Here is a 13,611-nt window from a genome sequence, read left to right as displayed (position 1 = left end):
GCTTCGCCGCTTCCGCGGCGTCGCCCCGGCGGGCTCGCGTCGCTCGCCTGTTCGCGAATCATGGCGGCCGTTTAGGCGCCGCTTCCCCTCAGCGGCCCGGCACCTGGCGCTCGAGCCACGCCTCGCCGCCGCGGCCGTCGCGCAGGACGACCCACATCGTGAACGGCCCCGCGGGCGCCTCGAACTCCACCGCGTCGCCCGTGGCGTTCCCCACCCCCGTGAACTCCGGGAACCGGCCCGCGGTCACGTACCACTGCCAGTCGAGCGACTCGAAGAACCCCATGCGCGTCCCGTCGGGCGCGCACTGATAGTAAGGCGGGTCCGCCGCGCCCGGGTCCGCCCGGGCGCAGAGCACGCCCCGCCCCTCCGGGAAGGACGCGGCGCAGAGGCCGTCCCCCCCGCACGCCGCCCCGCCGCACGCGGAGGCGTCCTGGCACGGCACCAGGACCGGCACGCCCTCGCCGCACGGCACGTCCTCGGTCGGTACCCGGCGGACCGTCAGCGGCACCGGGTTCGAGTTCGTGACGTAGGCGCCGGCGAGGTCGGTCCCCGCGATCTCGCTCCCGGGCGTGAGCCGGACGCGCTTCACCGCCACCTCGCGCTCCGCGCCCGCGTCCGCGACGACCAGCACCGGGAGCTCGAGGTAGAGCCGGCAGGCGAGCGCGGGCTCCGCCTCGGCGCGCGCGATGAGCCGGTCGAACGCGCCGGCGACCTCCGGCACCTGCACCTCGATCGCGCTGCCCTCGCCGAGCGCGATCACTCCCGGCGCGGCGAGGAGCCGATCCACGTCGCGCAGCGCCTCCGGGTCGAGGCAGGGCGGGAGCGCCTCCGTGCCGTCGGGGATGCAGGTCGCCCAGCGGATGCGCAGCGGCGCGCGGCCGAGCGGGTTCGCGACGAGCGCGGTGAGCCGCACGGTGTCGCCCAGCCGGGCGTCGGCCGCGAGGCTCCCCGCCACCTGCGAGCGGACCGCGAGGATGCGCAGGTCGGCGACGAGGTACTGCGGCGGGAAGCCGGTGTTGCAGGCGGAGAGGGCGAGCGCGGCGGCCGCGGCGAGCCTTGAGAAGGGCATCGGGGTCACCATTCGGCGCGCAGCCCGAGGGCAGGCAGGACGGGGACGGAGGGGATCGCCACCGTCTCCGAGCAGTCGTAGCTCGGGAAGCGGAACTCGGCGTTCTCGCGGTTCGTGACGTTCTGCACGTCGACGTACACGGACATCATCCAGGAGCGGAACACGAAGCGCTTGTCGAGTCGAGCGTCCGCCTGGAAGAACCCCGGCAGGCGTCGGGAGTACCGGCTCGGGCCGGGGATGCACTGGTAGCGCCCCGAGTCGGCGTCGTACACGCTGCCCTCGAACGGCGTGTAGGGATTGCCGCTCACGCCGCGCACGCGCGTGCCGAGGATCCAGTCGCCGCGCAGCCGGTAGGAGAGCACGAGCGCGAGGATGTGGCGCTGGTCGAGCGGGAAGGGGTGCCACTCCGGGTACGACGGCATGGTCGGGTCGTCGCGGCGATCCGAGCGCGACCACGTGTACGAGAGCCAGCCGAACAGGCCCCGCGCGAGCTCGCGGCGGAGCAGCACCTCGATCCCGAGCGCCCGGCCTCGGCCGCCGTTCGAGAGCTGCTCGAGGTTGCCGGCGGCGTCGGTGGCCCGCGTAGGCACGACGAGATCCCGGAGCCGCTTGTAGAAGCCGGTGAGCTCGAGGCGCGCCGACCACGGCAGCGCCTGGCGGGCGCCCAGCGAGAGGTGGAGCCCGTGCTGCGCGCCGAGGTTCGGGTTGCCGAAGGTCTCGGTCAGATCCTGCACCTGGGGCGCGGAGCCGAACAGCCCGGCCGCCGCGGTGAGCGTCGTGCCCTCGCGGAGGTCGTAGAACGCCGAGAGGCGCGGATCGAGCCACGTCTTGCGCCCGCGCAGCCGCGAGTCGCCGTCGAGCCGCACCCCCGCGACGAGCCGCAGCCGCGCCGTGGCGCGGAGGTCCGCCTCGACGTAGCCGGCCGGCGCGAGCCAGGAGCCGCGCGTGCTCTCGCCGACGGTCGCCTCGGGCCGCTCCTGGCCCTGCTGGTCGATCGAGCCGGGGGCGTTCATGGGCGGCGCGTAGATGGAGTAGTCGAACGACCGGAGGATGGCGTCGACGCCGGCCTCCAGGGTGAGCCGCTCCGAGACGCGCCAGGTGAGGGCGTCGCGCAGGGTGAGCGAGCGGAGCTCGGAGAGGACGCCGAAGTTCGAGGACTGCAGCACGTCGAAGCTGTCGCGCCCCAGCGCGACGACGAGATCGTTGCGCGCCGGCCCGATCGCCCGCCGCCAGCGCGCGCCGACCCGGTGGAAGACCGTGGAGAGGTAGAAGGTGGGCCGGCCGGACGACTCGCCGCGGTCGACGAACTCGAGCTTGTCGTCCGAGCCGTAGCCGAGGAGCGACAGGGTGCCGCCCAGGAGCGGGTGCGAGTACTTCGCCTGATAGTCCCAGTACCGCGGCGCGACGCGGAGCTCGCTCGCGGTGTCCGGGGCCACGCGCGGCAGGACGACGGCGAGGACGGCGTCCACCCAGCTGCGCCGGACGGCGAGGAACCCGGTCCCGCCCGCGACCGGCCCCTCGAGCTCCACGCGACCGTCGAACACGTCGAGCTGCGCCGAGCCGTGGAAGGCGTCGCGCCCCTCGCGCGTGCGCAGGTCGACGGTGCCGCCCAGCGCGCGGCCGTAGCGCGTCGCGAAGTTGCCGGGGAGGAACTCGAGGGACTCGATCACGTCGGAGGAGACGACCGAGGTGATGCCGCCGAAGTGGAAGAGCAGGGGGACCGGGATGCCGTCGAGGTAGACGTTCGTCTCGGTGGGCTCCGAGCCGCGCACCACGAGCAGCCCGATCCCGAACGGGCTGCGCGCCACGCCCGGCAGGTTCTGGAGGACCTTGAGCGTGTCGCCCTGCGTCCCGGCGATGGTCCGGATCTCCTCGACCTCGAGCGTGTGGACGCTCACCTCGCGCCGCGGCCGCTCGCCGCGCACCACCGCCTCGTAGGGATCGTAGCTCCGGCGCGAGAGCCGGTACTCCACCTCCAGGCGCTTCCCGGCCTCGATCGTCTCCGTGACGGTGAAGGTCTCGTGCTCCGGCGAGACGATGCGCACCGGGGCCGGGCCGGGCGCGACGCCGCGCACCGAGAAGCGGCCGTCCGCGTCCGTCTCGGTCGCGACGCCCCCCACGTCGATCGAGGCGCCCGCGACAGGGGTGCGGGTCCCGCGCTCGATGACGCGGCCGGCGAGCACCACGGGCGACTCGGCCGGCGGGGGCGGCGTCGCGCGCCGGAGGACGAAGTCGTAGCGGTAGGCGATCTCGACCGGCGCGGGCTTGCCGTCGATCTCGGCGGGCCGGAAGCGGAACTGCTGCACGGCGTGCAGCGCCGCGGGGGCGAAGCCCGGGTGCGGCCCGGGGTCGACCACCACCGCCTGGTGCACCTCGCCGTGCACGTCGATGACGATCGAGAGCTCCACCGAGCCCTCGATCCCGGCGGCCTCGGCGTCGGGCGGGTACTCGGCGGGGACGAACGCGATGAGCTCGGGCGCGCGCGTGAGCACGCCCGCCTCGGGGGCCTCCTCGGGGGCCGGCGCCGTCCGGGCCGCGGACGGGAAGGCCGCGAGGACCGCTCCGAGGAGTAGCGCGTGAATCCTCATCGAGGCGCGTGGATCTTACGGTCTGGCGCCGAGGGGCGCCTATACTTTCCAGGCCCATGCGGAACTGGCTGAAGCTCCTCATCGTCGCGGTCACCGCCGTCGTCGTCACGCAGCTCCTGCTGCGCGGAGCGGGGTCGTCCCGCGGCTCCGGCGAGCTCGCGCCGCCGCTGGTCCTGCCCGACCTGCAGGGGCGTCCGGTCGACGTCGCCGCGCTGCGCGGGAAGGTGGTCGCGGTGAACTTCTGGGCCACCTGGTGCGGACCCTGCCGGGAGGAGATCCCCCAGTTCGCAGAGGTCTGGCGCGCGCACCGCGGCCGCTGCTTCGAGATCCTGGGCGTCGCGGAGGAGTCCGCGCGCGAGGACGTCCTGCGCGCCGCGCCCCAGATCCCGTATCCGATCCTGGTGGACGAGCGCGCCCAGGCGCTCGAGCCGTGGAGCGTGCGGGGCTACCCGCGCACCTACGTCCTCGACGCGGAGGGGAAGGTGCGGCACGTCTTCGAGGGCGGGATGGCGGGCGCCGAGCTCGAGGAGGCGATCCGTCCGCTCCTGCCGGCGAGCTGTCCGGGCTCTTGAGTGCGCTGGCCCGGGCGACCGACGCCGCGAGGGCGGGCGGCCGGGCGGGCACGGATCGAGATGCACGGCGCCCGGCGCTCGCGGTAGATCTCGGGCGTGCCGCGCGCCTGCCCGATCTGTGGAAAGCCCGTCCTACCTCGCACCGAGAACCGCGCGTTCCCGTTCTGCTCGGCCCGCTGCCGGCTGCTGGATCTCGGCAAGTGGCTCGGCGAGGACTACCGCATCCCCGGGCCGCGTCCCGGCGACGGCGTCGAGGCGCCGGAGTCGCCGCAGGAGCCCGAGGGGGACGACGCGTGAAGCCGGTGCTCTACCTCGTCCGCGCCCTGCCGGGCGGGGAGCTCGCGCCGCTGCGCGAGCTCTTCGACATCCGCGGCGGCGCGCCTCGCCCGCCGCCCCGCGAGCGGCTCGTCGAGGAGGCACGCGACGCGGTGGTGCTCGTGCCGACCTACCTCGACCGCGTGGACGCCGCCCTCCTGGACGCGCTCCCGGCGCTCCGGCACGTCGCCTCCTACGGCGTGGGCGTCAACCACCTCGACCTCGAGGCCTGCCGCCGGCGCGGCGTGCTCGTCACGAACACGCCCGGGGTCGTGACCGACGCCACCGCCGACCAGGCCATGGCGCTGCTCCTCGCGGCCGCGCGCCGCGTCGTCGAGGCGGACCGGATCGTCCGGTCCGGCGGCTGGACCGAGGCCGACCCGAGCTGGATGCTCGGGACCGAGGTGACCGGCAAGACGGTCGGCGTCATCGGCTTCGGCCGCATCGGCCAGGCGTTCGCTCGCCGCGCGCGCGGGTTCGAGCTGCGCGTGCTCTACGCGAGCCCCCGCGAGGCCGGCGTCCCGTGGGCGGAGCGCGTCTCGCTCGACCGGCTGCTCGCGGAGAGCGACTTCGTCTCCCTCCACGTGCCGCTCACGCCGGACTCCCGCGAGCTCCTCTCGCGCGAGCGCATCGCGCGCCTCAAGCCCGGCGCCATCGTCGTGAACACCGCGCGTGGCGGCGTGCTCGACGACGCTGCGCTCGCCGAGGCGCTCGCCGCCGGCCGGGTGGGGGCGGCGGGGATCGACGTCTTCCCGGACGAGCCGCGCGTGCCCGAGGCGTACCTGCGCCTGCCGAACGTCGTGCTCACCCCCCACCTCGGCTCCGGAACGCGCGAGACGCGCGCGGCGATGGCACGGCGGGTCCTCGAGGACGTGGCCCGCGTCGCGCGCGGCGATCCGCCGCTGTACCCGGTGCCCTGATGGTCGCGGCCGGGAGGAGCGAGACTTCGGCCCCTGGCCGGGGTGCCGCCCGCGTGGTATCACCGCCCACCCGCGGCGCCGCCGGAGTGACCGGAGGGCAGCACGCGTCGCGCTCGCGGCGCAGCCGCGCCTGGGAGGAGCTCGCGTGAGACGCATCGTGCAGGCGCTCGTGGGGATCGCGATCTCCGGGGCGGCGCTCTGGCTCACGCTGCGCGGCAAGGACGTGGCCGCGATCGCGCAGGAGATCCGCGTCGCGGACTACCGTTACCTCGCGCCGTACGTGCTCATCCTCGTCGGCATCCACCTCGCCCGGACGGTGCGCTGGGGGCTCCTGCTCGAGCCGGTCGCGAAGCTGCCCTTCTCGAAGCTCAACGCCGTGTCGGCGGTCGGGTTCATGGCGCTCGTGGTGCTGCCGTTCCGGCTCGGCGAGTTCGCCCGCCCATACCTCGTCGCCGAGCGCCCGCGCCTCCGCGTCTCGTCCGCGCTCTCCTCGGTCGTGGTCGAGCGCGTGGTGGACGGGGTGTTCACCGGCCTCCTGCTCGTCGTGTCGCTCCTCGCCGTGCCGGACGGCACGCCCGGCGTGCGGCTCCTCAGGACGGCCGGCGTGGTCGTGTCGCTCGCGTTCCTCGCGCTGCTCGCGTTCCTCGTCGGCGCCTACCGGAACCGCGTGCTCGCGGTGCGCTTCTCCGAGGCGCTCCTCCGGCCGTTCTCGCCCCGCCTCGCGGCGCGCGCGTCCGGGATGCTCGACGCGTTCATCCACGGGCTGCGGCTCGTGCCGAGCCGGCGCAAGCTCGCGCTCTTCCTCCTGCTGACCGCCGGCTACTGGGGCCTGAACGCCTGGGGGATGGCGCTCCTCGCCCGCGGGTTCGGGTTCCAGCTCGGCGCCGTCGAGGCCTGCACGATCCTCGGCGTCCTCGTCGTCGGCGTCATGATTCCCGCCGGCCCCGGGATGATCGGCACGTTCCAGGGCGCGATCGTCCTCGGGCTCTCGCTCTTCGCGTCACGCGAGGCGGTGGCCACGCGCGGCGTCGCGTTCGCGAACGTGATCTGGGCGGTGCAGCTCGCGCAGCAGGTCGCGCTCGGGCTCTTCTTCCTCTTCTCGCGCCACATCCAGCTCGGGCGACTCTTCGCCGCGCCGGGCGCGATCGAGACGGGCCTCGAGGCCGAGGAGGCGGAGTACCGCGGCGAGCCCGGAGCGGCCTCGCGGGACTAGGCGATCGCGGCGGCGACCTGCTCGCGCGCGACCTTCACCCGCTCGAGCACCTCGGACAGCTCGCCGAGGAACGACGCGTCCACTGCGGCGTCGATCTCCTCCACGAGCTCGTCGATGAGGGAGGGCGACTCGTCGTCGAAGGGAAAGAGCTCCAGCATCACATCTCCTCCTCGAGCCAGCGGAGCAGGGCTTCCTTGATGCGGTCGGCCGGGCGCCGCGGAGGTCGTGGCGCCTGACGGGGTGGGTTCTCGGGGACCTTGAGCGGAAGCTCGCGCGGGGTGAACTCCTGCGTCCGCGTCGAGATCGAAGCCTGGGACGACTGCACCTTCCCCATCCGAAATCCTCCGATATCGCCCAGCCGTATCCGTGTACCACGGGGAAGGCCGCGAGCAAGAATCCAGGCTCGCAGCCCAGGCGTGGGTCGGACGACGGAGGTGGTTATCACACCCGTCTGACGTTGTCTGTCCGGACCGAGGTCACCGCGCGCGGGCGGCGCCGGCGCCTGCTGCGACCCCCGGCGCGCGCTCACGCGCAGCCTCGCCCGTCGGCTTCCTCGGCGGCGCGCCCTGGATCGCGCGCTTCGCCGTCACCGCCCCTGCCGACCACCGCGTGCCGTTCACCGTGGGTGCGCTGCTCACCCTGCGTGTCGGTCTCGAGCAGCGCGCGAGGTGTTCGACGGTAGGCGCGCTGCTCATTGATATCGCATCCACTTTGAGCAAAGCTGCCGAGCATGACGCGCACTCACCGTCGCGCACGTGCTCTGCTTACCGGCACCGCGCTGGTCACCTCCCTTCTCGCCCCGCGGAACGCAACCGCATGCTCATCGAGCGACCCCGGGTGCTGGGGTCGGCTGGCTCCCGCGGAAGGCGAGACGATCCCGGCGAACGCCCCTGCGCTCACCATGCGTGCCATCGGTGGCGGCGTGACGGTCCACCGCGCCGATGGGTCGCCGGTGCCGGCAGATCACGAGACCTCGCTCGACGGCTACTCCCTGGTGGTGCGACCGCACTCACCGTGGATTGCGGGCGAACGCTACACCGTGCGGCTCAGCTCGATGTGCTCGTCCGGACCGGGGCCGTGCCGGGAGTCCTCGTTCACGGCGACAGCCGCTGCGGCGGTTCCCGAGCGAATCGACGGCTTCTCGCTCGCCAACACCGGACACGGGAACGTGAAGGCAGGGGATCCCGGGCAGTGTGCGCAGGAAATCACGGCCGCGTGGGCCGCGTTTCGACTCGAGCCCGGAACCCTGTCGCCGTGGCTGCGCGTCACCGCCTGGGAGCTGTCGGTGGACGGGATGCGATGGGCAATCGAGGAGGCAGGAGCCGTAGGAGCCGATGGGCTCCTCGAGCCCGGCTCGAGCTACACCCCCGTGGAGCGCCGTCGAATTCTCCTCGTGCATGCGAGCTGCGGCGGGTTGACGAGTGCGGACCGCGGCCTGACGACCGGACGCCATTCCGCCGTGCTCTCCGCGCAGATTGCTGGCGGAGCGAAGATCGTCTCACCCATCGTGGACTTCGAGCTCGCCTGCAACGGGGGCATCGAAGATCCTCCGCCGGTAGTGGGCGCCGCGCGGCCGCTGCTCGATTCAGCGCCGCTGTGCGCAGAAAACGTATCCACCGGTGGAGACACGGGCGGCGCCACGCCCGGCACTGCGACGGATCCCGTCCGCTCCACAAGCGGCTGCTCCAGCGCCGGCGGCACGCCGGCCGTTTGGATGCTGCTCGCACTCGGAGTGATCGCGCTCGGTCGGGGCTCTCGACACGCACCGGCCTTCGTGAAGGCTCGCCGCCCGCCAGTCACGCCGCGGACCGGCGGCGACGATGAGCACGCGTCGAGTGTCGGCGATTCGGGGACTTGCTGAGGACGCGCGTCGACGCTCATTCAAATCGCGGCTGATCGACCGAGCCCGTGGCACGACGCGCAGGCCGCCGGTCCCGGCTTCCACGTTGGGGTCTGTCCCCGACTCACCCCGGGAAAAACAGAGGCCGCCTCGGAAGGCGGCCTTGGAGGAGTGGTGAGGGAGAGAATCGAACTCTCGACCTAGGGATTATGAGACCCTCGCTCTAGCCGACTGAGCTACCTCACCGAGAGGCTTTCGAGAACGCGGGTTTATAGGGCCTCGCGCGCGAGCGGTCAAGCGTGTACGGCGGGCGGGGAGAGGCTGCGGAACGGCGGCGAGGCCGCGCCACCTGTTACCATCCGGGGCATGCGCCCTCTCGCCATCCTGACGCTCCTCGCCGCCAGTGCCTGCGCCGCCCCGAGCTTCGTCGCGAACACCGGGCGCGTCGCGCCGAAGGGCGCGTTCCGCGCCGGCTTCGGCTCGGGCTACCAGGTGAACACCCAGGCCGCCGCGATCGTCCGGGACGGGCGGGACCTCGCCGAGAACCTGCGCTCCAAGGCGACGGCTTGCCCGGACGGCAGCGGCTCGTGCTGGAACGCCGCCGACGTGGAGCCGGTCGTGGACGCCGCGTTCCGGTTCGCGCTCGTGGCCCCGCTCTCGTCGCACACGGAGGTGTCCGCGCGCTACGGCTTCGCGCCCGGCTTCGACGGCGGGATTCACTGGGGCCCGGACTCGAAGGGCCTCGACCTCGGCTGGCAGGCGTTCGGCCCGCGCGACCCTGGGACCGACGGCTGGGCCGGGACGCTGCTCGCCGGCTGGGGAACGCGCGACCTCGGCACCTTCGGCGACGTCATCGAGAACGTCCTGCACGGCGACGCGGGGCTCACGGACTTCCAGCTCGCGTTCGTCGCCGGTCGCCAGTGGCGCGAGATCGCCCACACCTACGTCGGGGCGCGCTACACGCTCACGCGCTGGAAGGTCCAGGTCATCCCCGATCTCCCGATCGTCTACGACGGCGGCGCCGCGCAGGAGCGGCTGCTCGGGACGGACTCGACCGGCTTCGTGCACACGACGGGCGGCGTCTTCGGCGGCGCGCTCGGCTACAAGCACGTCTTCGTCGGCGCAGAGCTGAACCTCCTCTACACGGCGGGGAAGGCCGACGTGTTCTTCAAGGAGCGCGATCTCGGCGCGTTCGGCGTGATGCCGGCGGTCTACATCTACGGTCAGTACTGACGCGCCCCGCCAGCAGCCGGTTGCCTGCTGCGGCTCCCGTCCCCGGGCCTCGGCGGGGCACCGCGCCCCCTCGCGCCGGGCCGCCCCGCCGGATCCCCTGCGTCGCTTCCGGGCAGGGGATAGAAGTCCGGGGCACCGCGCACGGAGGGGACATGGCGAAGGCGGCGAAGGAGCTCGGCCGGAAGGCCGCCACGACCCGGAAGGACACGCCCGCCGCGCCCGAGCGCGCCGAGCACCCCACGTTCGCGCGGGAGGAGCTCCAGCGGATCCTCGCCGAGCGCGAGTCGTGGACGGAGGGCGAGCTCGCCGAGGCCCTCGGGAAGCTCGTCCACCGCAAGGCGCGCTTCGAGACCGACTCGGGGATCCCGATCCCCGACGTGCTCGATCCGGCGAGCGTGCGCGAGACGGACTACCTGCGCGACGTCGGCTACCCGGGCCGCTATCCGTTCACGCGCGGCACGCAGCCGACGATGTACCGCGGGCGGCTCTGGACGATGCGCCAGTTCGCCGGCTTCGGGAGCCCCGAGGACACGAACGGGCGCTTCAAGTACCTGCTCCAGCACGGCGTGACGGGGCTCTCGACCGCCTTCGACATGCCCGCGCTCATGGGCTACGACGCCGACCACCCGATGAGCCGGGGCGAGGTCGGCAAGGAGGGCGTGGCCGTCTCGACGCTGCGCGACCTCGAGCTCCTCTTCGACGGCATCCCGCTCGACGAGGTCACCACCTCGATGACCATCAACGCGACCGCGGTCATCGCGCTCGCGATGTACGTCGCCGTCGCCGAGAAGCAGGGCGTCCCGCGTGCGAAGCTCGGCGGCACGCTCCAGAACGACATGCTGAAGGAGTACATCGCGCAGAAGGAGTGGATGATCCCGCCCGCTCCCGCGGTGAAGGTGAACTGCGACGTCATCGAGTTCTGCGCCAAGGAGATGCCGCGCTGGAACCCGGTGTCGATCTCCGGCTACCACATCCGCGAGGCAGGGGCGACCGCGGTCCAGGAGCTCGCCTTCACGCTCGCGGACGGCATCGAGTACGTGCAGGAGTGCGTCGATCGCGGGCTCGAGGTGGACGCGTTCGCGCCGCGGCTCAGCTTCTTCTGGGACGTGCACAACGACTTCTTCGAGGAGGTCGCGAAGTTCCGGGCCGCGCGCCGGATCTGGGCGCGCACGCTGAAGGAGCGGTTCGGGGCCAGGAAGAAGGAGTCGCTGCTGCTCCGCACCCACGCCCAGACGGCCGGGGTCTCGCTCACCGCGCAGCAGCCCTACAACAACGTCGTCCGCACCGCCCTCCAGGCCTTCGCGGCGGTGCTGGGCGGCACGCAGTCGCTCCACACGAACTCCCTCGACGAGACCTACGCGCTCCCCACCGAGGAGGCGGTCACCATCGCGCTCCGCACGCAGCAGATCATCGCGCACGAGTCGGGCGTGGACCGCGTGGTGGATCCGCTCGCCGGGAGCCACTACGTCGAGTGGCTCACCGACGAGATGGAGCGGCGCGCCCTCGAGCACATCCGGCGCATCGACGAGATGGGCGGGATGCTGCGCGCGGTGGAGGAGGGCTACCCGCAGCGCGAGATCGCCGAGAGCGCCTACCGTTACCAGCGCGACGTCGAGGCGGGCGAGCGGATCGTCGTCGGCGTGAACGCGTTCAGGACCGAGGCGGAGGAGCCGATCCGGATCCTCAAGATCGACGAGACCGTGGCGCGCCGGCAGGTGGAGCGGCTCCGCGAGGTGAGGGCCTCGCGCGACGCGGCCCGGGCCGCCGCCGCGCTCTCCGCCATCGAGCGCGCGGCCAGGGACGGCACGAACGTCGTGCCGTCCGTCATCGACGCGGTGAAGGCCTACGCGACGCTCGGCGAGATCTCGGACGTCTTCCGCGAGGTCCACGGCGTTTACCGGGAGGACGGGCGCTTCTAGCCGCCGGCCGGGCCGGCTGGGTCGCGCCGTCGAGTCGAGCGGTCTTCATCCCGGCGGGTCGCTCGGGTGGCGAAACGCCGCGGAGTTGCGGTACACCAGCGGAGCGCTGGAACTGTCGTCATTTCAACGGAGACGAAGGCATGAGCCCCGCGAAAGAGCGTCCCCTCCGCATCGTCGTCGCGAAGCCCGGCCTGGACGGTCACGACCGCGGCGCCAAGATCATCGCCCGCGCGCTGCGCGACGCCGGCTTCGAGGTCATCTACACCGGCCTGCATCAGACGCCGGAGATGATCGTCGCCGCCGCCATCCAGGAGGACGCGGACGCGATCGGCCTCTCCATCATGTCCGGCGCGCACATGACGCTCTTCCCCGCGGTGGTCGAGCTCCTCGGGGAGAAGGACGCGAAGGACGTCGTGGTCTTCGGAGGCGGGATCATCCCGCAGGACGACGTGCCCAAGCTGAAGGAGAAGGGCGTCGCCGAGGTGTTCCTGCCCGGCTCGCCGACGCAGGGCATCATCGACTGGATCCGGGCGAACATCCGCCCGCGCGTCGCGGCCGCCTAGCGGCGCACGATCCCTGCCTGCGCCGGGCGGACTCGTCGCTTCGCTGCTCGGCGTACCGGAAGCAGTACGCCTGCGCTGCTCCGCTCCTCTTGCGCCCGGCTCGGCGACGGGCTCGTGCGCCTCGCGGCTTTCGGCTAACCGCCCGAGCCGATCATCGGCAGGAGCCCCGCGCCGCCCTTCGGCATCTCGTGGCGCTCGCCCTTCGCAAGGAGCGCCGTCCGCACCGCCCGGGCGATCTCCTCGTCGGAGGCGCCGGAGCGGACGAGCTCGCGCAGGGGCACGCGGTCCCGGCCGCCCAGGCAGGCGCGCAGGGAGCCGTCCGCGCCGACCCGCACGCGGTTGCAGCCGTCGCAGAAGTTCTCGGTCATGGCGCCGATGAAGCCCACGAGGCCGTGCACCGGCGCGCCGCCGACGTCCGAGGTGCCGCGCATGTGGTAGGCGGGCCCCCAGCCGCGCGTCGCGTCCGGCTCGAGGCGGATGCCCTGCGCCTCGAGGAGGCGCTTCACCTCCGAGGTCGGCACGGGCTTCCCCGGCCCGAACGGCATGAGCTCGATGAAGCGGGCGGTCGCGCCGAAGCGCCAGGCGAAGCGCGCGAGGTTCCCGAGCTCGTCCTCGTTCTCGTCGCGGACCACGACCACGTTCAGCTTCACCGAGTCGAACCCGGCGCGGAACGCGGCCTCGATGCCGGAGACGATCCGCTCGAGCGTCGCGGCGCGGCCGGAGATTCGCTGGAGCTTCGCCGGATCGAGCGTGTCGAGCGAGACGTTGAGGCGGGACACGCCCGCGTCGCGCAGCAGGGTCGCGTGCGTCGCGAGGGCGTGGCCGTTGGTCGTGAGGGCGATCTCCTCGATGCCGGGCGTCGCCTTCACGTCGCGCACGATGTCGAGGAGCTCGCGGCGGAGCGTCGGCTCGCCGCCGGTGAGCCGCACGCGCCGGATGCCGAGCTTCGCGAACACCCCGACCACGCGCGCGAGCTCGGGCCGCGAGAGGGGGTCCTCCTGCCGGTCCGGCCCCATCGGCGCGCAGTAGGAGCAGCGGAAGTTGCAGCGGTCGGTGAGGGACAGCCGCAGGTACTGGATCTTGCGCCCCTGTCCGTCGACGAGGGGCCCGCTCACCGGCAACGCGTTGACGGGCTCGGACACGCGCCCCTTATACCCGATAAGCGCGGTCCAGATCATCCGGTGGTGACGGCGGCCAGCGGCGGGGCAGGGCGCAGTTCCGGTGATCCGTGGGAGGGCCCCGCGCGAAGCGCGGGAGGGGCGAAGCCCCTCCGGCGGGGAACGGTCGCGAACCCGCGAAGCGGGCGCGACCGTTCACGGGCCCCGCCGAGCAGGGGTGGGGCCCCGACGACGGCGGCCAGCCGTCGGCGGGGCGGGGGA

14 protein-coding genes and 1 tRNA gene are annotated in these 13,611 nt (G+C 73.1%); 8 read left to right on the top strand and 7 right to left on the bottom strand.

Annotated features, from left to right (window positions below; translation table 11 throughout):
• Nucleotides 1–88: 88 nt before the first annotated feature.
• Together MNY60_RS12570 and MNY60_RS12565 are read right to left on the bottom strand one after the other, a co-directional pair.
• A complete protein-coding gene (locus MNY60_RS12570) occupies nucleotides 89–1,069 on the bottom strand; it encodes a hypothetical protein (protein WP_242338153.1) in 981 nt (326 codons plus the stop codon).
• 5 nt (nucleotides 1,070–1,074) lie between these two features.
• Entirely contained in the window at nucleotides 1,075–3,657 is a 2,583-nt protein-coding gene (locus MNY60_RS12565; protein ID WP_242338150.1) for a TonB-dependent receptor domain-containing protein, read from the bottom strand.
• A gap of 56 nt (nucleotides 3,658–3,713) precedes the next feature.
• Here MNY60_RS12565 and MNY60_RS12560 point away from each other — a divergent pair, with 56 nt between their 5' ends.
• From MNY60_RS12560 to MNY60_RS12545, 4 genes are all read left to right on the top strand, one after another.
• Entirely contained in the window at nucleotides 3,714–4,229 is a 516-nt protein-coding gene (locus tag MNY60_RS12560) for a TlpA disulfide reductase family protein (protein WP_242338148.1), read from the top strand.
• Between the two features lie 96 nt (nucleotides 4,230–4,325).
• Nucleotides 4,326–4,526 carry a DNA gyrase inhibitor YacG gene (locus MNY60_RS12555; protein WP_374109403.1) on the top strand — a complete coding sequence of 67 codons (201 nt, stop codon included), beginning with the start codon at nucleotides 4,326–4,328 and terminating at the stop codon, nucleotides 4,524–4,526.
• Nucleotides 4,523–5,464, top strand: coding sequence for a D-glycerate dehydrogenase (locus MNY60_RS12550; protein ID WP_242338146.1), 942 nt, complete (start codon nucleotides 4,523–4,525; stop codon nucleotides 5,462–5,464). Before MNY60_RS12555 ends, MNY60_RS12550 begins: the two co-directional genes overlap by 4 nt.
• A 145-nt stretch (nucleotides 5,465–5,609) precedes the next feature.
• A complete protein-coding gene (locus tag MNY60_RS12545) occupies nucleotides 5,610–6,677 on the top strand; it encodes a lysylphosphatidylglycerol synthase transmembrane domain-containing protein (protein ID WP_242338145.1) in 1,068 nt (355 codons plus the stop codon).
• Here the strand turns inward: MNY60_RS12545 and MNY60_RS12540 are convergent.
• The 3 genes from MNY60_RS12540 to MNY60_RS12530 all read right to left on the bottom strand — a co-directional run bounded on the left by MNY60_RS12540 (nucleotide 6,674) and on the right by MNY60_RS12530 (nucleotide 7,418).
• Nucleotides 6,674–6,835 (bottom strand): hypothetical protein, encoded by a 162-nt coding sequence (locus MNY60_RS12540; RefSeq protein WP_242338143.1) that lies wholly within the window; start codon nucleotides 6,833–6,835, stop codon nucleotides 6,674–6,676. The genes MNY60_RS12545 and MNY60_RS12540 overlap by 4 nt on opposite strands.
• On the bottom strand, nucleotides 6,835–7,011 hold the full coding sequence (locus tag MNY60_RS12535) for a hypothetical protein (protein WP_242355008.1): 177 nt from the start codon (nucleotides 7,009–7,011) through the stop codon (nucleotides 6,835–6,837). The genes MNY60_RS12540 and MNY60_RS12535 overlap by 1 nt, the downstream gene beginning before the upstream one ends.
• Nucleotides 7,012–7,202: 191 nt before the next feature.
• A complete protein-coding gene (locus MNY60_RS12530) occupies nucleotides 7,203–7,418 on the bottom strand; it encodes a hypothetical protein (RefSeq protein WP_242338139.1) in 216 nt (71 codons plus the stop codon).
• Nucleotides 7,419–7,578: 160 nt separating this feature from the next.
• On the opposite strand from MNY60_RS12530, the gene MNY60_RS12525 reads away from it, so the two are divergent.
• Nucleotides 7,579–8,538 carry a hypothetical protein gene (locus MNY60_RS12525; RefSeq protein WP_242338137.1) on the top strand — a complete coding sequence of 320 codons (960 nt, stop codon included), beginning with the start codon at nucleotides 7,579–7,581 and terminating at the stop codon, nucleotides 8,536–8,538.
• Between the two features lie 151 nt (nucleotides 8,539–8,689).
• Here the strand turns inward: MNY60_RS12525 and MNY60_RS12520 are convergent.
• Nucleotides 8,690–8,763, bottom strand: a tRNA-Met gene (locus tag MNY60_RS12520).
• A 120-nt stretch (nucleotides 8,764–8,883) separates the two neighbouring features.
• Between MNY60_RS12520 and MNY60_RS12515 the strand changes: the two genes are divergently transcribed.
• From MNY60_RS12515 to MNY60_RS12505, 3 genes are all read left to right on the top strand, one after another.
• Nucleotides 8,884–9,750, top strand: coding sequence for a hypothetical protein (locus tag MNY60_RS12515; protein ID WP_242338135.1), 867 nt, complete (start codon nucleotides 8,884–8,886; stop codon nucleotides 9,748–9,750).
• Between the two features lie 152 nt (nucleotides 9,751–9,902).
• On the top strand, nucleotides 9,903–11,669 hold the full coding sequence (locus MNY60_RS12510) for a methylmalonyl-CoA mutase (RefSeq protein WP_242355010.1): 1,767 nt from the start codon (nucleotides 9,903–9,905) through the stop codon (nucleotides 11,667–11,669).
• 140 nt (nucleotides 11,670–11,809) lie between these two features.
• Complete coding sequence (locus MNY60_RS12505; protein WP_242338131.1) at nucleotides 11,810–12,232, top strand: cobalamin B12-binding domain-containing protein; 423 nt, start codon at nucleotides 11,810–11,812, stop codon at nucleotides 12,230–12,232.
• A 134-nt stretch (nucleotides 12,233–12,366) separates the two neighbouring features.
• On the opposite strand, the gene moaA is transcribed toward MNY60_RS12505, so the two are convergent.
• Nucleotides 12,367–13,410 carry a GTP 3',8-cyclase MoaA gene (gene moaA / locus MNY60_RS12500; protein WP_255821247.1) on the bottom strand — a complete coding sequence of 348 codons (1,044 nt, stop codon included), beginning with the start codon at nucleotides 13,408–13,410 and terminating at the stop codon, nucleotides 12,367–12,369.
• Nucleotides 13,411–13,611: the final 201 nt, after the last annotated feature.

This window comes from Anaeromyxobacter sp. SG17 (assembly GCF_022690695.1).
Lineage (GTDB): Bacteria > Myxococcota > Myxococcia > Myxococcales > Anaeromyxobacteraceae > Anaeromyxobacter > Anaeromyxobacter soli.
This window is presented reverse-complemented; position numbering and strand designations above follow the sequence as displayed.